This window comes from Porphyromonas circumdentaria (genome assembly GCF_900167105.1).
Lineage (GTDB): Bacteria > Bacteroidota > Bacteroidia > Bacteroidales > Porphyromonadaceae > Porphyromonas > Porphyromonas circumdentaria.
Genome location: NZ_FUXE01000008.1, coordinates 70453 through 90498, shown reverse-complemented (window position 1 = coordinate 90498; position 20046 = coordinate 70453). Strand labels below are relative to the sequence as shown.

16 protein-coding genes, 2 tRNA genes and 2 pseudogenes are annotated in these 20046 nt (G+C 43.9%); 3 read left to right on the top strand and 17 right to left on the bottom strand.

The features are described 5' to 3' along the window. Positions 1 to 48 precede the first annotated feature (48 nt). Entirely contained in the window at positions 49 to 429 is a 381-nt protein-coding gene (locus B5D06_RS04890) for a T9SS type A sorting domain-containing protein (RefSeq protein WP_078736895.1), read from the bottom strand. 625 nt (positions 430 to 1054) lie between these two features. Continuing rightward, the gene (nhaA, locus tag B5D06_RS04885) at positions 1055 to 2398 is read right to left on the bottom strand and encodes a Na+/H+ antiporter NhaA (protein WP_078736894.1); all 1344 of its coding nucleotides are present in this window, start codon (positions 2396 to 2398) and stop codon (positions 1055 to 1057) included. A gap of 359 nt (positions 2399 to 2757) precedes the next feature. Between nhaA and B5D06_RS04880 the strand changes: the two genes are divergently transcribed. After that, positions 2758 to 3105 (top strand): DUF6122 family protein, encoded by a 348-nt coding sequence (locus B5D06_RS04880; RefSeq protein WP_078736893.1) that lies wholly within the window; start codon positions 2758 to 2760, stop codon positions 3103 to 3105. 82 nt (positions 3106 to 3187) lie between these two features. On the opposite strand, the gene B5D06_RS04875 is transcribed toward B5D06_RS04880, so the two are convergent. The 9 genes and pseudogenes from B5D06_RS04875 to B5D06_RS04835 all read right to left on the bottom strand — a co-directional run. Then, a tRNA-Leu gene (locus B5D06_RS04875) sits at positions 3188 to 3269 on the bottom strand. 139 nt (positions 3270 to 3408) lie between these two features. Next, positions 3409 to 4476 (bottom strand): S41 family peptidase, encoded by a 1068-nt coding sequence (locus B5D06_RS04870; RefSeq protein WP_078736892.1) that lies wholly within the window; start codon positions 4474 to 4476, stop codon positions 3409 to 3411. Between the two features lie 9 nt (positions 4477 to 4485). Continuing rightward, positions 4486 to 5352: a hypothetical protein gene (locus tag B5D06_RS04865; protein WP_078736891.1), complete on the bottom strand. Its 867-nt coding sequence runs from the start codon at positions 5350 to 5352 to the stop codon at positions 4486 to 4488. Between the two features lie 22 nt (positions 5353 to 5374). Continuing rightward, the gene (locus B5D06_RS04860) at positions 5375 to 8131 is read right to left on the bottom strand and encodes a DNA gyrase/topoisomerase IV subunit A (protein ID WP_078736890.1); all 2757 of its coding nucleotides are present in this window, start codon (positions 8129 to 8131) and stop codon (positions 5375 to 5377) included. A gap of 45 nt (positions 8132 to 8176) precedes the next feature. After that, positions 8177 to 8455 carry a ribosome biogenesis protein gene (locus B5D06_RS04855; RefSeq protein ID WP_078736889.1) on the bottom strand — a complete coding sequence of 93 codons (279 nt, stop codon included), beginning with the start codon at positions 8453 to 8455 and terminating at the stop codon, positions 8177 to 8179. Between the two features lie 91 nt (positions 8456 to 8546). Beyond that, positions 8547 to 9527, bottom strand: a complete 981-nt coding sequence (locus tag B5D06_RS04850) for a helix-turn-helix domain-containing protein (RefSeq protein ID WP_078736888.1) — start codon at positions 9525 to 9527, stop codon at positions 8547 to 8549. A gap of 9 nt (positions 9528 to 9536) precedes the next feature. Next, on the bottom strand, positions 9537 to 10064 hold the full coding sequence (locus B5D06_RS04845; protein WP_036889458.1) for a hypothetical protein: 528 nt from the start codon (positions 10062 to 10064) through the stop codon (positions 9537 to 9539). A 63-nt stretch (positions 10065 to 10127) separates the two neighbouring features. Next, positions 10128 to 10595 (bottom strand): HU family DNA-binding protein, encoded by a 468-nt coding sequence (locus B5D06_RS04840; RefSeq protein ID WP_021645814.1) that lies wholly within the window; start codon positions 10593 to 10595, stop codon positions 10128 to 10130. A 261-nt stretch (positions 10596 to 10856) separates the two neighbouring features. After that, positions 10857 to 11075, bottom strand: a pseudogene (locus tag B5D06_RS04835) (hypothetical protein); the annotation flags it as partial. 201 nt (positions 11076 to 11276) lie between these two features. Between B5D06_RS04835 and B5D06_RS04830 the strand changes: the two are divergent. Together B5D06_RS04830 and B5D06_RS04825 are read left to right on the top strand one after the other, a co-directional pair. Continuing rightward, positions 11277 to 13022 carry an ABC transporter ATP-binding protein gene (locus tag B5D06_RS04830; protein ID WP_078736887.1) on the top strand — a complete coding sequence of 582 codons (1746 nt, stop codon included), beginning with the start codon at positions 11277 to 11279 and terminating at the stop codon, positions 13020 to 13022. A 2-nt stretch (positions 13023 to 13024) separates the two neighbouring features. Continuing rightward, the gene (locus tag B5D06_RS04825) at positions 13025 to 14722 is read left to right on the top strand and encodes an ABC transporter ATP-binding protein (RefSeq protein WP_078736886.1); all 1698 of its coding nucleotides are present in this window, start codon (positions 13025 to 13027) and stop codon (positions 14720 to 14722) included. 124 nt (positions 14723 to 14846) lie between these two features. Here the strand turns inward: B5D06_RS04825 and B5D06_RS04820 are convergent. The 6 genes and pseudogenes from B5D06_RS04820 to B5D06_RS04795 all read right to left on the bottom strand — a co-directional run. After that, positions 14847 to 15086 (bottom strand): annotated as a pseudogene (locus tag B5D06_RS04820) (Arm DNA-binding domain-containing protein); the annotation flags it as partial. 242 nt (positions 15087 to 15328) lie between these two features. Further along, a tRNA-Phe gene (locus B5D06_RS04815) sits at positions 15329 to 15401 on the bottom strand. A gap of 510 nt (positions 15402 to 15911) precedes the next feature. After that, complete coding sequence (locus tag B5D06_RS04810) at positions 15912 to 16925, bottom strand: electron transfer flavoprotein subunit alpha/FixB family protein (RefSeq protein WP_078736885.1); 1014 nt, start codon at positions 16923 to 16925, stop codon at positions 15912 to 15914. 7 nt (positions 16926 to 16932) lie between these two features. After that, positions 16933 to 17718 (bottom strand): electron transfer flavoprotein subunit beta/FixA family protein, encoded by a 786-nt coding sequence (locus B5D06_RS04805; RefSeq protein WP_078736914.1) that lies wholly within the window; start codon positions 17716 to 17718, stop codon positions 16933 to 16935. A gap of 16 nt (positions 17719 to 17734) precedes the next feature. Continuing rightward, the gene (locus B5D06_RS04800) at positions 17735 to 18877 is read right to left on the bottom strand and encodes an acyl-CoA dehydrogenase (protein WP_078736884.1); all 1143 of its coding nucleotides are present in this window, start codon (positions 18875 to 18877) and stop codon (positions 17735 to 17737) included. A 314-nt stretch (positions 18878 to 19191) separates the two neighbouring features. Next, complete coding sequence (locus B5D06_RS04795) at positions 19192 to 20043, bottom strand: DUF4296 domain-containing protein (RefSeq protein ID WP_078736883.1); 852 nt, start codon at positions 20041 to 20043, stop codon at positions 19192 to 19194. Positions 20044 to 20046: the final 3 nt, after the last annotated feature.

Here is a 20046-nt window from a genome sequence, read left to right as displayed (position 1 = left end):
CACTCTACTTGATGAAGTGAACTCAAGGGTAGAGTGGTGTGTGAATATCTATAGTTTAATCTTGATAATGCGTTTCTGCTTCTCCTTGCTAACAATCTCTATAAGTACAAGACCCGTTGGTAGCGAAGAGCGACTGATATACAGTTGTTTCTCGCCTGTCGAAGTCGTTCGGTACCATACTCTCCCAGTAATATCGTAGATAACGATACTTTGCTCCTCAAAAGGTAAGTTGATAATCAAATCAGACGATGTAACCGCCACACCATTAGAGGGGGAAGTGTCAGGGCTCTGCACAAAGCTCAACTCCACCTCCGAGGGGAGGGAAGTAACATCGGTAGCCCCTGAAGAGTAGGCTTGAAATATAGAGAACAGGAGTGCACACACGCCCACCGTAAAGATTTTATAGATACATGTAGTATGTTGTTTCATAGGAATCTCAAACTTTCTACAGGGCAAATATATGAAAAAGATTTCAGGAAAAGGAAGAAAAGAATAAAAAAATAGAAATTAAGCCCCTTTCCTCTTCTCCAATAGAGGCTCTTGTACAGATTCTATATAATGGTGTTTTATGTACTCTGCTTACAATACGATTTTTTTGTCTGTTCCTTTGTTCTCTTTAACCTCTCTCTATATTCTTCCTCTTTTAGTGGGGTAAAGTTTTGGAAGATAGGTGCTAAAAGAGTTTTTCTCTTGAGTTATTTTTTATTTTTAGATTGAATATACATATATTCAACTTGAATATATATATTCTTAGATTGAGTATATATATATCTAATCTGCAAATAGAGATTTGCTCGTGTCGAAATCATTTTATGGAGTATAGTAAACTATTTTTTTATACGTGATTAACCTTTTGGAATCCTAAGTAGCGTTGTACACACTATACGTGAGGTTGCACTTCGCTTCTGTTCGATAGCTATCTACTTCCTTTATAAATGAAAAGGAGCCAATACCCTATGGGATATCAGCTCCTTTTGCTTTTCTTCCAACTTCTCAGAGAAATTTTTGCTTTTACCGAAACATTCGATGCTTGAGAGAAGTCTAAGAAGTATTTTTATGATTTTGTTTTTTGAGGAAGGAGTTTTTTAAGCAGTAGAAAGCCCACTATGCCCGATACGATACTTCCTACAAAAATCCCAATTTTAGCCTCATTGAGAAGGATAGCATGCTCTGGCGATCCATAGGAAAGAGACGCGATAAAGAGTGATACGGTAAATCCTATACCTCCCAATACCGATAGGGCTGCAAGGTTTTTGGTAGTCATGCCGAGAGGCATAATACCATTAGTTAGCTTTATAAACAGATAGGAGAAGATGAAGATGCCTAAAGGCTTACCGATAAATAGCCCTGCCGAAATGGCAAGAGGTATGCCCATGAGTTGGTCCATAGAGATATTTCCAAAAGTTACCCCTGCATTTACAAAGGCAAAAAAAGGGAGTACAATGTAGTTTACAATGGGGGCTAATTGGGTTTCCATACGTTGTACGGGGTTTACCGCCCCACGTACCGTTTGGCTCATTGTATAGACTACGGCTACTTGCTCGTGAGGTAACAGTACGGCACGCCCAGCTGTTTTTTGTTCCTCCTCTGGGAATAGCCCCAACATGCCTCGTATTAGCTGTATCATGCGTTGGGTAGGAATGGTAGGTCGTGCCGATACGATAAAGGCGACCAATACCCCCGCAATAGTGGTGTGTATGCCCGATTGCAGGAAGAAGTACCACACGATAAATGTACCCAAATAGTACAACCAGAGTTTGCGTACGCCTATTTGCCCCAAAATAAAGAGTAGAGCCAAAGCCCCTACAGCCCAAAGGAGCATGACTAAATTGAGATGCGTGCTGTAGAATACAGCAATAACGATGATACCGCCTATATCGTCTGCTACAGCCAAAGATGCCAAGAATGTTTTCAACGCAGGCGGTACACGAGAGCCCAAAGAAGAAAGTACTGCAAGAGCAAAGGCAATATCCGTTGCCATGGGAATAGCCATCCCTCTTGACCCTGGCTCTTCATGACAAAACAGGAAGAAAACGAGTATTGGTACAATCATTCCCCCCATGGCCCCTACGACGGGGAATATAGCTCGACGTGCCGAAGAGAGCTCCCCGACCAATCCTTCCTGTTTTATTTCTAATCCTACTTGGAGGAAGAAAAGCACCATAAGAACATCGTTAACAAAGCTAAGCAACGACATGGTCTCCCCTCCGTGACTGAATACTTCAAAGTTGCCCACTTGGATGAATATGGGATATTCAATGAGGAACTGATATATGGAATTAAATGGAGTATTAGCTACGACGATGGCAGCAAGGGAGGCTATGAAAAGCAAGACAGAAGAATCAAGTCGGCGACTTATAAAATTCTTCAACGGAGTGATTAAGTGTCCTCTATTCATCTTTTTAGTTACAGTTTTAAGAAAAGGCTTTAATCTCTGCGAGGCAAAGGTAGTCTATTTTCCTTATGAATGTATTTTTTAGAGGCAATAAATGTAACTTGCATACTCCCTCTTTTGCAAGGTTGCACGACATGGGTACTCTTTGTATTGCTGTTAATGCTTAACTCGGGTTGTTGTCTCTCTATACTCCCTTAGTCCTTGAGCTTAGCCGTTAAGAGACAACGTTGCGTCTCGGATGCGTTTTTCGAATGATGCTAATCTCGATTCTCGCGGTTGGGTTACTGCAACACCCTTTGCGTTCATTAACCCTCTGTGTAGTACTTTTGTTGCTTGTAAGATTATAAAACCATTGTCGAGGGATGAGCCTTCAAATTATAGTGCATTATAGCCTGCATTTTTTAGCTCCTATGCTTATAGCTTATTGGTATGCGAGAAAGAATTTTTGGAAAGTTTATTGGGTTATGTTGGCAACTATGTTGGTCGATTTAGATCATCTCTTGGCAGAGCCGATGTTTGACCCCAATCGTTGTAGCATCAATTTTCATCCGTTACACTCTTATTGGGCTATTGGGGTTTATTTTATTATAGTTATACTGCCCTATGAAAAGTGGGGGTGGGCTTGGTGGTGGCGTCCCATTGGAATAGGTCTACTACTCCATATGTTTACCGATTTTCAAGATTACTATCTTTGGAACTATCTGTTGTAAGGATTGTTTTTGGGGAGAGAAAGAGAAAATAAAAAGCCCTCTCTTTTTTGAAAAGAAAGGGCATCAAAATTCTTTTATAGAGTGCGGATGGGGGGACTCGAACCCCCACGCCTCTCAGCACTAGATCCTAAGTCTAGCGTGGCTACCAATTACACCACATCCGCGCTGTTTCGCCTGCGAAGGTAATACTTTTTCTGAAAATAGAAAAAATCGTTTGAAATAGATCTCTTCATTACTATTCTTTGCAGTAAGTATATTAGACGATCTTTTTTGCTACTTTTTATATCGGGGCTTTCTTAAGGGTTACTTTTCATAGTAACCTTTTTCTCTTGATCTTTGAATCCGATTGTTGAGGTATACAATAGCTTCCTCTATTAGGGTATCTTTCCCCTCTTTTACATCTTCCTCTTTTAAGGAGACTGGGTAATGAGGATCTATACCAAACTCTATACTCCTGTCTCGAGCATCAGTTAAGATAGAGGAAGAATAGCGTACCGCCCAACCGTTGGGGAGTTCGCTACTGGTAGGTAGTCCTCCGCCTCCTCCCGTTTTATCGCCCATGAGGGTTACGTAGGGAAGCTCCTTGGTAATAACTGCAAAGTCGTTAGCAGCACTATATACACCACGATTCACGAGTACTACCACGGGGCGGAACCATTTAACGCCCTGCTTCAAGGTGTCAATGTAGACAGGAGAGGGGGGAGAGAAGTCTTTATGCCCTGGCCCCGTCTTATGGCGCATATAGCCCGTCAGGGTGCGTTGAGGGGCAAAGTGAGAGGCAAAAAGAGTGGAGTAATTAAGATTACCTCCACCATTGTTACGGATATCTATAATTAAGGCTTTACATGATTTAAGGCGGACGAAAGCAGAGGCTATGTTCGATAGGGTAATGCTTGACGCAAAACTGTTGTATACAATGTATCCGATGCTGTCTTTCTCGTGGTCGAGATATTTAATGGGAGCGTAATATAACCCTCCTGCTATGCGGTATTTATTCCCTAAGTAACGGTTACGTACACTTGTGTTTAGGTGGGTGGGATAGTCACTATGCCACTTACTGTATCTGCTTAAATCAAAGGGAGAGAAGAGATTGACGTGCCCATCTTTTAGTTCGGCAAGAAGATCGGACATAACATCAAAGAGAGAGTCTTGAGACATTCCAGCGTGAATTTTTGGAAGATGCTTCAAATACATATCTTGCCAGGTAGAGTCGGCGGGAAGTTTTTCGTCAAAATAGCAGTACCCTTCGTCTAAAATCTTCCAGAGTGCATCGTAGTTCTTTAGAGGAGAGGGGTCGTAATCGTTGAGAGTAGAACAACTACTCATAATCCCCAACAGAAAAAATAGGCCGATTATAAAGTATCTCATCATACGGTCTCTTTAGTGAAAAGTGTCGAAAAGGAGAGTTTTGTGCGTGTCGCTATGCATCGCTCTTCTACCCCAAAAACTGAGTTGCTCTATGGAGAAGCCGATAAATCCGATATGTCCCTGCATGGACCGGATACGGTGCTTTAACGAGCTCCTATCGAACGACCATTGATAGCCTAAGTGTAGTGTGCATATTTCCCAAAGCGGAATGTCAAGAGAGAATCTTGTTGAGAGATAATTTTGATTGAAGGGGTGGGTCAAGTGAAAAGCTCGTATTATACCATTGCGCACAAATTCCTGTTCGTAGTAACTGGCTCCGTACTCCAAGTGATTCGATAGTCCCAATACTCCGTACGAAGTGTGCAGACGTATGGCTATAGGCCATTGCTCAAAGGGTAGACGGTAGGCAAGTATTGCGCCTATTGTCAGATCACTTTTGGCATCAAGAGTACCAGGATTGTTCCCGTTACGAGAGTGTAAACGTCCGCCCAGTGTGAGGCGAAGACCTGGGCCAGCAGCCAATTTTATGCCATAGGGTAGTGCCCAAATATAGAGCCCCTCGGCTTGAAGCTCCCCGCGTACAAAATCCATCTTTGCCGTGTAGGCTGGGTTTAGGGTACTAGCATAAGAAATAGAGGCGTCTAAGTGTAGAAGAGAAGGGAAAGAGCACGTCAGAGATTTTTCTTGCTCCGTTCTTAGATTGTAGATAGTACCTCCGTAGCGCAGGGGTGTTAGATATTCATCCGATAGTATAACACCCCCTATACCTAAAGAGGTAGCATTGTACGTGCTTGTTAGAGGGAGATTTTGGGCATAGGTTGTAAAGGAAGCTATAAAGAGCAGTAGGATGCTGTAGAGTTTGATAATACTGTGTCTCATAGATTTGGGGAGTCTATAAGGGTTATTCTTGGATCTCTTCGTCAAAAAGAGTGTCACTGGAAGTGCCCCTCCCTGCAAGATCGTCGATATCTTCCTCGTTTTCTTTAGTCTCGTCCAAGTTGGCAGGGGCGATGGGTTCGGGAAAACGAATTGGGGCACGCTCTTCAACCGCTATCACTTGACGCGTTGTAAGACGTTTCCCCTTTGCGCGAATGCTTTTCTGTCCGATGAAATCTGCTGCTTCGACGAGCTCTTCGGGGCGGTCGGCATCATGTCCTCCAAAAATAATCCCGAAACGTGCATAGTAAGTATCTGAGAAAAGGACCAGTTCATTACCTTCACCTTGCATTAGGATAGGTTTAGTTTGATCTTCCATTGAAAACCTTTTGAGATAATAAAATCCCTGTTGGGGGTCTTTGTATACGGTACTCCATACCTTTCCTGCATCATACTTTTCGATGCGGATGCTGTCAGGAGCAAAATGGTTGCTCTCGCTGAAGTCGGTCGTATATACAGTACCGTCTTTTCGGATTACTAAGAGGCGATCGTTGGCCTCAAACTCTCCAATATAGTCTCCCTGTTCGTTGTAGTTGAGGCGTAGAACATCTCGGTCGAACCATACTTTTCTCCCCCCTAATGTAGATCCTCCTCTCTGTTTTAGGGCTATACGCTGTATCTCGGCACGGGTAACCAAATTACCTCGTGTGCTTTTACCCCTTATGGGCACCTCTCGAAAATCTTTTTCAAACACCAATACCCGCATGCGAGGTTGAGGTTTAAGAGTGATGCGCACTACCTCTGCCTCTCCGTTGAAATTGGCCGTAAAGTAAACAATGCGAGAGTGCTCCGTACCATCGGTAAGGTCGTAGATCTTGTCTCTGTTAATCCCTGTTATGCTACACCTTTTTATAAAGTAGGGTCCCTTTTTACCCTGTCGGTAAATGAGATTGTATATGGTACGGACATCGTTGCGTTGGAAGCGATTGATGTAGATTACCTCTCCCTTTCCGATAAACTTCTTATCCTCTACCTTGGTAATAAGGTATGTTCCGTTTTTATAGATTATAATAATGTCGTCGATGGGGGAGCAGTCTGCTACATACTCGGCATTTTTAAGGCTTGTACCTACGAAGCCTCCCTCTCGGTCTATATAAAGTTTTTCGGTTGTTTCTATAACCTTAACAGCCTCTATGGTCCCGAAACGGGTTAGAGTGGTCCTACGTGCCCACTGTTCACCATACTCTTTGAGTAAGTTTTCGTAGTGCGCAATGGTGTATTGAGTACTGTTGGCAAGGTTTTTACGTACTTTATTGGCCTCCTTCGTCAGCTTGGCAATCAACTCCTCATGTTTGGCGATATTAAAGCGGAGTATGCGTGCCATTTTGATTCCTAAGAGGCGTTTGAGATCTTCTTGGGTAATGGGGCGAACGAAGGAGATGTTTTCAAGCCCCTCAATACGCTGTCGTACATGGGTTAGGGCTTCGATTTCGTTAGAGGCTTCTTCAAACTCTTTGTCCTTATAGATGCGGTTTTCTATAAATATGCGTTCCAGAGATGCGGCTAAAAGGCTGTCGGTTAGTTCGGATAGACGGTAGCGAAGCTGCTCTTCCAAGAGATGTTGTGTGCGATTGACGTTGTGCTTGAGAATCTCCGAAACGCCTAGAAATAGGGGTTTTCCATCTTTAATAACGCAAGCGTTGGGGGATAAAGATACCTCGCAGTCTGTAAAGGCGTAAAGCCCATCAATTGTTTTGTCTGTAGATACCCCTGTGGGCAACTGTATGCGTATATCTGCAGTTGCCGCTGTCATGTCATCTATATGTTTGATTTTAATCTTGCCCTTTTCGTTGGCTTTAAGAATAGACTCGATGAGAGTGGCGGTTGTTTTCCCAAAAGGTAGCTCCGTTATACTGAGCAAACGGTCACCAATACGCTCTATTTTAGCGCGGCTTTTTAGCACTCCTCCTCGAAGCCCATCGTTATAACGCTCTGCATCGAGCAAACCTCCAGTTGGGAAGTCTGGATAAAGAACAAACTCTTCTCGGCGTAAATAGGCTATAGCTGCCTCGAGTAACTCCTTAGGATTGTGTGGATAAATTTTAGAGGAAAGGCCCACGGCGATACCTTCTGCTCCTTGTGCCAACAGAAGAGGGAAGCGAGCGGGGAGTGATACAGGTTCCAATGCTGTGCCGTCGTACGAGCGTTTCCACTCTGTTAGTTTGCTGTCGAAGAGTACCTCTAAAGCCAATGGAGAAAGTTTGGCTTCGATGTAACGACCTGCAGCGGCTTCGTCTCCCGTTAATATGTTTCCCCAATTTCCTTGGGTATTTACCATATACCCTTTTTGTCCCAATTGCACCAAGGCATCATTAATAGAGGCATCTCCATGGGGGTGAAATGCCATTGTTTGTCCTACAATTTTGGCGACCTTATGCAAATGTCCATTCTCAAAAAGATGCATGGCATGAAGAATGCGCCTTTGAACGGGTTTAAGTCCATCGTCTATGTGGGGAACGGCACGCTCCAGAATAACGTACGAGGCATAGTCGAGAAACCAAGTACGATACATATTGGTAAGAGAATGAACGCGATCTTTATCATTTCCGTCTGAAGTGGAGGAGATATCTGCCTCTTCTTCTTCCTTAGGGCAAGGCACATCGGCAGCATCGCCTGAGAGGTTTTCTGAACTGTTCCCCAAAGGAGATTTATCTGGATTTGTCTCTTGAGGGGTTAAGTCTCCCGCATCGGGATATTCATTCTTGTGGGTCTCTGTACTCATCGACTTAAGTTAAAAGAGTTTTTGGAAAGCAAATATACCTTTTTCCTACAAAAGTTTACGGGGAGTAGATCGGGTAGAGCAACTGCAGATTCCAGTATCAAGAGCAACTCTGACACATTTTTTTCCCACTTCGGAGGTTATGTCTGAGTTTTCTACTATCATCCACAATTGGAATCGAGTAAAGTTCAATGTGCGAAACAATGAAACAAGATTTTCTTCACTATTCCCCAACTTTATGATTTCTCTGATAAGGTCATCGGTTGCTTCCGTACTTTTATTAGAGAATAGCATCTCAAAAGATGCGTTTTTAATAAGTCTTTTCATATTGCCTGATGGTTTTTGCAGGCAAAGTTCTGAAGATTGTTCAGGGCAAAATAACCCTCAAACGGCAAGTAATATCCCTATTGCATAAAACTCACAAAGAGTCGAGATATTGCTTGGGTTTTATCCTGTGATATTTGCGGAAAGCCTCCGTGAAGTGGCTGAGATTGGCATATCCGATTTTATAGCCTACTTCGGATACAGAGTAAAGACGAGTGGAAAGCAAACGTTTTGCCCATTCCATCTTTTCGGATAGGGCATACTCGGCAATCGCCTTGCCGATGACCTGTTTGAAGCATTTTTGTAGTTTGGAACTGCTCATTGCTGTTTCACGTGCCAGTTCGGGAATGCTTGGTACGTTGTTCAAACTTTGTAAGATCTGGCGACGGACACGGAAGACTGCTTCCACATCGTTCAAATTCAAGTTGGAAAGAGATTTTACTTCCGAACGCTTTTCAAGTTTTTCAAGGAATATCGTCAGCAATTCTATCGCCTTTCCGTGCAAATGAAGGGGAGAGAAAGGCGCATCGCTTTTGGCTATCGCCTTGATGCCCTCCAATACTTGTTGCATCGCAGGTGTGATAGTCTCGAAGAGATAAAAAGACTTGTCTGACTGGAGCAACCGACCGATATAGGTTGCGCAAGCCGTATCCATTTGCTCTATCCAATCCTTGTTGAAAGTCAATGTGATGTTTTCATACTGTCGTTTGGGAGCGAAAGTCCATTCCGTAGGGATATTGCTTGAAGGCATAAAGATACCGTCGAGCGTGTCCACCCCGACCGTTTTTGTGCTTGTGCCGATAATCTGCTCATGTTTATGCTCGTTGATGTAGAACATCACGGGAATCCATTTCGAGTTTTGCACCGAGCGACGCACCATTGTCATCGGTTCGTACGATACGAAACTGATGTAGGTCAATGTGAGCCACGGCAACGGGTAGTATTGCTTGAAAAAGCCGCTGCCGATTGAAGACGGAACGGTAAAACCGTTATCCGTTACCGATGTGCCGAATTGCTCGGCAACCATCTCCATCCAATCTTCAGGCTTATTGATTGCACAAAATTCTATGGTCATACTTTCCCGTTATCTGTTTTGTTTTCTCTCTGCCGTTACTTTCGCCACGATCTGCCATTCGTTATTCTTATCCATTCGTTCCTTTCTCCACAGAAAAGAAAATGCCTTTATGTCTGAAAAAACGTATCGCATCTTTTTTGTCGTGTTTTCAGTCAAGATAATCTCATTGCCTACCTTTTGAGCCGTCAGTCGGATAGCTTCACCCGTACAACCATAAAAAATATCCCATACCATAGTCTTAGGATTGAAAATGCGAAGCGTCGTTCCGTATTCTGCATCGGGTTGTTTATTTTGTAGGCGTTCTTCGCGAGAGGGAACTATAAAAAGGTCTTGCACAGCTGTTCCATCCAGAACTCGGGAGAATATCCATTCACCCTTTACTCGTCTTGGTTCGGTATCTTCCAGATGGTCGTTCCAAATAATATCCCATTCACCTATTAGCATACCAAAGAAATCGTATTCTTCGGGAATTCGCTTGCTTCTGACATTGCTACACAATGCTATTATAAAATCATTTGTTATTCCTTCTGTTTTCATCTTTTTATACATGAGATTTCAGCGGAGCGACTGCCGATAGAGGCAATCGCTCCGCAGGATTGATTAAATTCCCAGACCTGAGTCCTCGTCCTCATTAGGTTTTGGTACAGAGGGTTTCGTGCCTTTCTTGGGTTTGGCCGTCGTTTGTTCGTAGCTCACATCGGTAAGTGTAAAGTATTTCTTCGATGGGCTGAGACGTACAACCGGTTTTTCGATATGCTTCTGCACATTAAAAACCTCGCCTTTAGGAACGGATTTACTCTTGAATGAAGGTTTGAGCGTACCCAAATCTCCAAACTCTACGATGTCGCCATTTGCTACGATGTCTCTGGCAATCTCGGTGGCGTAGTTCAATACGGCTTCCACTTCCTGACGGTTGAATGTGGTCGATTTCGCCACACGCTCACAAAAATTACGAAAACTCACTCGATGTCTACCTGTTGGTTGGGCGATTTGCACGACTTTACCGGCATTTGCGCCGACGTTCAATTTGCGTTCTACAAGAACGAACTGTAATGGTTTGTTAGCCATAGTTCAATAGTTTTTCCTCCTTTTACTTCCCCCTGCCGAAGTCGGAGGTATTGACTTTCGACAAAGGCTTCTTGTTCGATAACGCAAATGTACTTGATTTATTGCAAAAAGCTCCTAAGCTTTTGAGTAAAAGCTTAGGTGTAATCAGATGAAAGCTTAGGTGCTTTTGATGAGTTTCTTATGAGTTCTTCCGTATATCGTATTTGGTTACTCAAACGCGACTAAACTTGAAGGTACTCCCACGGCAGTGATGATGGGTGTTGCCACCCCTTTTCTATTTGTGGTTGTACCGTTCTTGTACGAAGGTTCGTTCAGACCTTTCCATTGCACCGTGGCAAATTCTATACTGTTTCCATTCTCTGCATCAATAACTTTTATTTCGATGGAATGCAGTTGTGCAAACATCGGATAGGCCCACAGCAATAGGGAGCTGACGATGAGCACTCTTTTGTATAAATGAACTATTGAGTCGATTGACATATCTTATCTGTTTATAAAAACTCGTACAAAATTACCCACCTATCGAACAAAGAAATATCCCTGCTATCCAGACTTATACCCCTATTGAGTTTTATATGTGTCAAGTTATCGTTTTCGGGCAGTGTAATGCTCATTCGGGTTATTTTACCCCTGTGCGTCTCCGTACTTTTGCATCTTAGAAAATCAAAACGATACAGATATATGGATAAACAAAAAATCAAGCCTCTCGATGAGGAACGGGAGAGTCGCAGCCTGCTCTCCAATGTGGTGGTCATACTGCATCTTGTTTTCGGCACATTGCCCCTATTGCTCGTGGTGTGGGCGGTGGACAGATTGATGGATGGTACGCTTACTTCCTTGGCAGTATGGATTATCGGCGGAGCAATGCTGCTGTTCGCCCTGCTTCGCGGTGTGTTTTACGGAGCTTCGATTTGGCGTGCGCACCACTCGGCTTACAATGCCCTCACACGGTTGAGGTTGCGTATCGTGAGCCACTTGCAACGGTTGCCGCTCGGCTTCTTTCAGGAGCGGAAGGTGGGCGACTTGGTGAACATCATCAACCACGACGTGGAGCAAATCGAGATTTATTTGGCACACGGACTGCCCGAAATTCTCTCGGCAACGCTTTTCCCTGCTTTGCTTTGGGTTATTGTTATGGTATTGGACTGGCGGATGGGACTATCGCTCGTATCGCTACTACCGCTGGCATTCCTCTTGCAGATGGCTGTTAAAACGCTTTGGGGCAAGAGCTTCCAACACTTTATGGAAAGCACGCAGAAAATGTCGGAAGACCTCCTGGAATATGTGGCTACAATACCAATCATTAAAGCATTCAGCCACGAAGAGACCCAGACAGAGCGAGTTCTCGGAGGTATGCGCGACTATATCCATTGGGTAAAGCGAAGTATGTTCAGCGTTACTGTTCCGATGACGCTCATCACGATGTTCTTGGAGGGCGGTATCGTGGTAATGACCCTTGTCGGGCTATGGCTGATGAGTTCGGGCGAACTGACCGTGGCACGTTTCATTCTCGCCTTGATATTGGGAGGACTGTTCTCGTCCTCCTTTGCCAAGTTGGCTACGTTCCAGCACTTCAAGATTGTCTATGGTCAGTCGTTGGCGAAGGTTCAGTCGATTACCGAAGTACCTGCAAAGGATACGGCAGACAGGGATATGGATGCCATACAGACCGATGTCTGTTTCGAGCACGTGACATTTGCCTACCCGAATAAGAAAGGCAGTGCATTATCCGATGTCAGTCTGCAATTTTCCAAGGGTAGCCATACAGCTATTGTGGGCGAATCAGGTTCTGGAAAAAGCACATTGGCAAGCCTGATGATGGGTTTCTGGCAGCCTCAATCGGGAACTGTCCGATTAGGCGGAGAGAACCTTGTGGAACTCTCCGAACGCAACATTGCCGATTTCTTCTCGATGGTGCAGCAAGAGGTGTTCCTTTTCAACACGAGCATTCGGGACAATATCCGTATCGGCAAGCCCACTGCTACGCAACAGGAGGTAGAAACAGCCGCACGGCGTGCCCGCATACACGATTTTATCATAGGGTTGCCTAATGGTTATGGTACGTTGGCGGGCGAAGCAGGTGTAAAATTCTCCGGCGGGGAGAAACAGCGTATTTCCATTGCGCGTATGTTACTCAAAGACTCGCCGATTGTCATTCTCGACGAAGCCACCGCCGCATTGGACGGAGAGAATGAAAAACTTATCCAAGAAGCTTTGGACGAGTTGCAACGCAACAAGACCGTTATTACCATCGCCCACCGTCTCAATACCATTCAGGATATGGAGCGTATTGTTGTGATGGACAAAGGGCAGGTTGTGTCGAAGGGAACACACCGAGAACTGATGGACAACTGCCCGCTATACCGCAATATGACAGAAACGCAGGAGCAGGTAAGCAAATGGCAACTAAAAGAAAAGGAGGAATAAGAATGGTACGCAATATACTGAATGAACTGACCGCCCGCGGAGTGCGGCATCTGATTGTCTCCGCACTGTTTTTTGTGATTTATGCCCTCTGTGGCACAGCGATAATGCTCACTGTCTTGTTTCTCATCGACCGCTATATATCGGGCGAAAGCGTTTCACTCGTTTCAGCAGCGTGGATACTCAGTGGTCTGCTGGTTTTGAAAACCATATCCAATGCCATAGCCGATATGAGCAAGCATTTTGCCAGCTTCGACCTCGTGGAACGCATTCGTGAGAAAATCATCTTGAAATTGAAAATGTTCTCACTCGGTTTCTATACCAATGAGCGTCTGGGAGAGATAAGCACCGTCATACACAAAGACGTGGATAATATGGAGATGGTAGTAGGACACCTATGGACACGGATGTCCGCCGACTTCATTGTAGCTCTGATTCTTGGTATCGGGCTGTTCTGTGTGGATTGGCGCATGGGATTGGCAATGGTAGCCATTCTCCCCATTGCCCTATTTTCTCTGTATCGGGGCATTCGCTCGGGAATGAAAGCACAGCAGGAGGCACAAGACAATCTGGCGGATATGGTCAGTCTCTTCGTGGAATACGTCAAGGGCATACCCGTGCTGAAAGTGTTCGGAGGAAAAGGAATGTTCCGTGACAGGCTTGACCGCTCCGTGAGTGAGTTCGGGGAGAGCAGCAAGGAGACCTCACGACTGGCGGCGGTAAGTGTGGGCAGATATGCCTTTTTCATAGAACTGGCTTTTGCACTGATGGCTACGCTCGGTCTTTGGTGGACGCAGCGTGGCGAACTTTCTCTTTTCGCATACCTGATGTTTGTAATCGTCTCGAAAGAGTTCTACAAACCTTTTGTCAATATGGAGAGCCATTGGCTGAGCTACATTAAGGTAAAGGACAGCTACGGACGTATCTCCCGCTTGTTGGATGCTCCCGTTATCGTCAATCCCGACCAACCGAAAACGGTGGAACGCTTCGACCTCTCGTTTGAAAACATAGGTTTCCACTACGAAAAAGAAGGTTTTGAGATGAGCGACCTCACGTTCCATGTTCCCGAAGGAACGGTAACGGCACTTGTTGGCTCGTCGGGTTCGGGCAAAACAACCATTACTAACCTGTTACTCCGTTTCTGGGAACCGCAGACCGGCAGTATCCGTATCGGTGGTTTAGACATTCGAGAAATGGACTATGATTATTTACTCGGTAAAATCAGCGTGGTGATGCAGAATGTTATTCTCTTTTCCGATACCATTGCCAATAACATCAAAGTAGGCAACCGCAATGCCACGCAGGCGGAAATCGAGGAAGCCGCGCGACGGGCGATGATACACGACTTCATCGTAAGTCTGCCCGATGGTTACGAAACGAAAATCGGAGAAAACGGCTTGGGACTTTCTGGCGGACAGAAGCAACGCCTCTCTATCGCACGTGCTTTCCTCAAAGACGCTCCCATCCTCCTTTTAGACGAGATAACGAGCAATGTCGATCCCGTCAATGAGTACAAAATACAGCAAGCAATGTCCGCGCTTATCCGAAACCGCACGGTCTTGGTCATTGCCCACCATTTGCAGACCATCCGCAATGCCCACCAAATTATCGTGATGGAGAAAGGACAACTTATGGAGAAAGGCACGCACGCCGAACTCAAAGCAAAAGATGGAATATACCGCAAGCTGCTGGCAATGCAATAAGCTCGTAACAAGAACAGGCAGTAAGAAAAATACTCTTTACTGCCTGCTTTTTCATTGTTCAAATGAATTGTCTTTAATTTATTCTCCGAAGCACCTAAGCTTTTACTTACAAAGTAGAGGCATTGATAGAGTGTAACTTGATTTTTGCTTCTTCTATGTAGCTATTCAATTCGTTGGTTTTACGACTTTTACCATGTACACACTCTTTGGCTTGGTTTCAAGAACTCGGATCGACACTTTTTCGGATATTAGTTTCGACACGTTGTCCATCAACGGTGATTCTCATGCAAACCGAGGCTTCTCCGTTTTTGAGCAGTTTCGTCTTCTTGATAAAGAAGAGCACATTGAATGAAATCCTTCTCATTTCGATACGTTTTTAGTTGATACAAAATTCGGAAATCATTCACGAGTTATCGGTATGCAAATCACTGCATATCAGTGGTAAAGAAACTTTTTCGGTGGAGATTTCATTCTGCTGTTTTTGCTCCACCTTTTGCTCCACCAAAATCGGTAATATTCTGCTATATTTTGCGTAAGTGGGAAAAATAAAAACTCCCGACTTCGTTTAGAAATCAGGAGTTTACGTCGTTTTGCTTTTCTTCAAAGTGGTGCCACCAGGAATCGAACCGGGGACACAAGGATTTTCAGTCCTTTGCTCTACCAACTGAGCTATGGCACCATTAGCCTCAAGGTTAGAACTCCTTTCTATCTTTCCCTCTGGAAAAGAAGCGAGCTCCTTAAAACCGATTGCAAAGGTACAACAAAAAATGAATTTTGCAAGGATTCTAGGAAGAAAAAAGTGAAGTTTTCTATTTCAATATGAGGTTTAGATCTCTATTCTACTGTTTTATAACTCTTTATGCTTTTGTTTGCCATCTGATATTTCTTCTTTTTCTGGTATCGTTTGATGCATTTTCAAGTAGTAAGTGCAAAGCAAATAGAAAGAATATCCTCTTGGGGGCTAGCTGACAATCAGTTCTCGTTTAAAGAGAGTTTTTAAGCGACGACTGCATATTATTGAGTGTACAGAATTTCAAAAAGAGAAGTCTGAGTAAATCGATCACAATCAGACGACGGTAAGAGCATATAGCATTTTCTATAAAAGCTCTCTCGCTTCAATAGCGAGAGAGCTTTTACTAAAGCACTACACTGCTTCTCAAAAAGAGGGGTGGGGTAGTGTAGGCAAATATTAACGGCCAGATTTTTCCAATTCGGCACGAAGTTTTTCTGTTAGTACAGGAACTACTCTGTGGAGGTCCCCAACAACTCCCAAGTCTGCTACTTGGAAAATAGGTGCAAACTTATCCTTGTTGATAGCAATGATATAGTCAGACTCTTCCATACCAGCAAGGTGTTGGATAGCTCCAGATATACCAATTGCAAAGTAGAGGTCTGGACGGACAGTCTTTCCTGTTTGACCTACTTGGCGGTCATGTCCCATAAGACCTGCATCTACCATAGCACGAGAAGAAGATACTTCTGCTTTCAAGACTTCTGCCAAAGCCTTTAGTTTACTAAAACCGTCGTGCGTACCAACTCCACGGCCTCCAGAAACGAGTACATGAGCTTCGGTAATGTCAACGAGGTTTTTGTCTTCACGCTCCTTACGTACCAAACGTACACGACATTTCGAAGTGTCAAAAGTAACCTTAACGGTTTCTACTTCTCCTATTCTTGATGGATCACTTTCTTTGCGACGCATAACACCAGGGCGTACGGTAGACATCTGAGGGCGGTGCTCTTTACAGATAATAGTTGCCATCAAGTTACCTCCAAAAGCAGGACGAGTCATAAGAAGATTACGATCTTCATTAATCTCTAAAGAGGTACAGTCTGCTGTTAAACCTGTCTGTACACGCGCCGAGAGACGAGGACCTAAGTCTCGTCCTATAGTTGTTGCTCCGAGCAAGAAAATCTCAGGCTTATAAGTGTTGAGAACATGAGTTACAGCCTGTGTATATTGCTCTGTAACATAATCCTTGAGTAGTTCATCATCTACTACCAAAACTTTGTCGGCACCTGCAGCAATAAGTTCTTGTGTAAGATGCCCAACTTGATAACCACAGAGTACAGCTGTTACCTTTTCTCCGATAGAATCTGCCAGTTCTCGAGCCTTACCGATAAGTTCAAAAGCAACGTTTTGTACAACTCCTTCGCGTTGCTCTGCGAAAACTTGTATTCCCCTATATTGTTCCTTGTTCATAATAGCATCAGATGATAAATTTCTCTTTTAATTTGGCAACAATGATATCAGCAGCTTCTTCTGGTGTGATATCATCATGGAGTGTTCCCATAGCCTTAGCTCCCTTAGTGAAAGACTTCTTAACGCTTGTTGGAGAACCTTTAAGACCAAGACGCTCTGGATCTGTCTCGAAGCTATCAGCATTCCAAACAGTTACCTCTTTGCCATAGGTTTCCATGATGCCACGTACATTCATATAACGAGGCTCATAAGCAGAGGCCAAAAATGTAAGCATACAGGGGAGTTCTACCTCGAGTACTTCGTGTCCTTCCTCTACATTGCGGCGAACAGTAAGCTTCTTGGTACCATCAAACTCTACCTTTTCTACGTAAGTAACCTGAGGTAGGTCTAATTGTTCTGCGATTTGAGGACCTACTTGTGCCGTATCTCCGTCGATAGCTTGACGACCAGCGAGGATGATATCGTAATCTACAGACTTAAGAGCCTGAGAAATTGTATAACTTGTTGCGAGAGTATCTGCTCCTCCAAAACGGCGGTCAGAAATCAAAATACCTTTGTCTACACCCATTGCATAAGCTTCACGGATGATGGCTTCTGCTTGAGGAGGACCCATCGTAACGCAAGTTACTTCAGCTCCAAACATATCTTTGAAGAGAAGGGCTTGTTCCAATGCACCCTTATCGTCAGGGTTCATAATACTGGGGACCCCATCACGGATAAGAGTTCCTTTTACGGGATCGAGCTTAATTTCAGTTGTATCGGGTACTTGTTTGATACAAACAACTATTTTCAACATTTATATGTCCTCCTTATTTTTTTAATAGGTTTGAAGCAATAACCAAACGCTGGACTTCGCTCGTACCTTCGTAAATCTCCGTAATCTTAGCATCACGCATCATACGCTCTACTGGATATTCGCGTGTATAACCGTACCCTCCATGGAATTGCACTGCCTTAGTGGTCATTTCCATTGCTGTTTCTGCACAGAATAGCTTTGCTTCCGCAGCATCTACAGAGTAGGGTAGACCATTATCTTTCTTCCAAGAAGCACGGCGCACTAAGAGAGATGCACACTCGATGCGAGTCTGTAAGTCTGCCAATTGGAACTGTGTGTTTTGGAATTGAGCAATGCTACGGCCAAACTGCTTACGCTCTTTAGTGTACTTAACAGTTTCGTCCATAGCTCCACGAGCAATACCTACAGCTTGAGAAGCGATACCAATACGACCTCCGTCAAGAGTCTTCATAGCAATTTTGAAGCCTCCGCCAATCTTGCCTAAAAGATTTTCCTTTGGAACGATACAGTTTTCCATAATCAACTCACAAGTTGCAGAACCACGAATACCCATCTTTAGCTCTTTTTTACCAACGCTAAAGCCTGGCATATCTTTCTCTACAATGAAAGCAGTTATACCGTGGTTGCCAAGACTCTTATCGGTCATGGCAAAGATGATATACACATGAGCATACTCTGCATTGGTAATAAATATTTTGTTACCATTGAGTACCCAGTGATCTCCTGCATCTACAGCTGTGGTTTGTTGTGCCGAAGCATCTGTACCTGCATTAGGTTCTGTTAGTCCAAAAGCTCCAATCCACTCCCCAGAGGCCAATTTGGGAAGGTATTTCATCTTCTGTTCCTCGGTACCATGCTCTAATATAGGAGCTGTACAAAGAGAGGTGTGTGCGGAGACTACTACCCCAGTCGTAGCGCATACGCGACTGAGTTCTTCCACTGCCATTGAGTACATTTGGTTCGTACCACCAGCTCCTCCATATTGTGTAGGAACGGGGATACCCATGATACCCAGCTTAGCCATTTTTCTCACAGTTTCAATGGGGAAGCGTTCTTGCTCATCGATTTCTGCAGCCAAAGGTTTTACTTCCTTTTCTGCAAAAGCGGTGATCATCTGCAAGAACAACTGCTCTTGTGGAGTTTGCGAAAAATCCATAGTGATATATTTGATTAGTAATAATATTTCCTACGTCTGTGTAGATACAGTGAAATTTTTACACGTATCAGGTGCAAAGATAATATAAGCTTGATTAGCTACAAATAGCTATAAGATTATTTTCTTTCTTGTATAAAAGAATATTGTGGATCTCCTACAAAACGGTTTGTCGGGATTGAATGATAGAGGAGATGGAAGGGGCGAATGAACCTTAAATTACAGCTCTACTACATAGAGCTAGGGGAACAGGCTACGAAAGGGGAAATATGCTTAATGTCTTACGAGAGGAATAAAAAGATTTCCTCCAACTTAATTTATCGGATTGCTTGAAGAAGGATTGAGTCTCCCGATATTTCCGAAAAAGTATTTAGAGAAGATAGTTCCATACTTTGAATTAGGATATTGTGAAGATAGGGGGCATTGGACTTTTGTTCTATGCCTATGGTAAGCAGCCCCTCTGGATATTCTTTGTTGAACTCCAGTAGGAGGTTATACTCCTTGTTTTCAGCAAGAGGACAAGAACTTTTTGCTTGCAGGCTGTCAGACACGTAATAACCTATGGTAAGATGGGGGACGTATTCTGGCTGCTTTGAAAATATGGTATTTGGAAGCCCCATAATACTCGCTTTGAGAGAAAGACGAGTTTCTTTGGGAATTTTTGTTCCTACCAGAGCATTGTGTAGCAAGAGGGAGTAATCTGTACCGCAACGAACAAGTTTCGGATATGTCTTCGGGGGGATTAAAGAGCTGATTTGAAGTAATGACAACTCTTGGAAAAAGAGCTCTGCTCTGTTTTGGGCTATGAACTTGTTTTGTTTGTTAAGGGTTTTCAGCCTTTTTCGGGTGTTTTCTGCTGCCTTACGGGCTATATCGGCATAGAGAAGAGGATTGTTTTTATTGTAATAAAATATGACGCTATCAAACTCCGCTATCGTGAGGCCATACTTTTGAAACAGAGACTGTTGTAGGGCTAAGTGTAGTGTGTCGTTGCCGATCAGAGGGGTCGCTTTAATGGCTTGCTCCATCGTGTACAACTCTTCCAGACAGGCTTGTAGCTCTTTTTTACTCAATCTACTATCCCATTTGTCCCCTGAGCAAGAGAGCAAAAACGTAGCTCCTAAAAGAGACGCAAGGCAACCTCTCAAAAGAGAATTGTATCTCCCCATTTT

Coding starts and splice junctions, on each gene's coding strand:
- B5D06_RS04800 (WP_078736884.1), bottom strand. CDS start 18,877: ATGGATTTTTCGCAAACTCCACAAGAGCAGTTGTTCTTGCAGATGATC.
- B5D06_RS04850 (WP_078736888.1), bottom strand. CDS start 9,527: ATGACCATAGAATTTTGTGCAATCAATAAGCCTGAAGATTGGATGGAG.
- B5D06_RS04830 (WP_078736887.1), top strand. CDS start 11,277: ATGGATAAACAAAAAATCAAGCCTCTCGATGAGGAACGGGAGAGTCGC.
- B5D06_RS04880 (WP_078736893.1), top strand. CDS start 2,758: ATGAGCCTTCAAATTATAGTGCATTATAGCCTGCATTTTTTAGCTCCT.
- B5D06_RS04840 (WP_021645814.1), bottom strand. CDS start 10,595: ATGGCTAACAAACCATTACAGTTCGTTCTTGTAGAACGCAAATTGAAC.
- B5D06_RS04860 (WP_078736890.1), bottom strand. CDS start 8,131: ATGAGTACAGAGACCCACAAGAATGAATATCCCGATGCGGGAGACTTA.
- B5D06_RS04865 (WP_078736891.1), bottom strand. CDS start 5,352: ATGAGACACAGTATTATCAAACTCTACAGCATCCTACTGCTCTTTATA.
- B5D06_RS04870 (WP_078736892.1), bottom strand. CDS start 4,476: ATGATGAGATACTTTATAATCGGCCTATTTTTTCTGTTGGGGATTATG.
- B5D06_RS04855 (WP_078736889.1), bottom strand. CDS start 8,455: ATGAAAAGACTTATTAAAAACGCATCTTTTGAGATGCTATTCTCTAAT.
- B5D06_RS04890 (WP_078736895.1), bottom strand. CDS start 429: ATGAAACAACATACTACATGTATCTATAAAATCTTTACGGTGGGCGTG.
- nhaA (WP_078736894.1), bottom strand. CDS start 2,398: ATGAATAGAGGACACTTAATCACTCCGTTGAAGAATTTTATAAGTCGC.
- B5D06_RS04845 (WP_036889458.1), bottom strand. CDS start 10,064: ATGAAAACAGAAGGAATAACAAATGATTTTATAATAGCATTGTGTAGC.
- B5D06_RS04825 (WP_078736886.1), top strand. CDS start 13,025: ATGGTACGCAATATACTGAATGAACTGACCGCCCGCGGAGTGCGGCAT.
- B5D06_RS04810 (WP_078736885.1), bottom strand. CDS start 16,925: ATGAACAAGGAACAATATAGGGGAATACAAGTTTTCGCAGAGCAACGC.
- B5D06_RS04795 (WP_078736883.1), bottom strand. CDS start 20,043: ATGGGGAGATACAATTCTCTTTTGAGAGGTTGCCTTGCGTCTCTTTTA.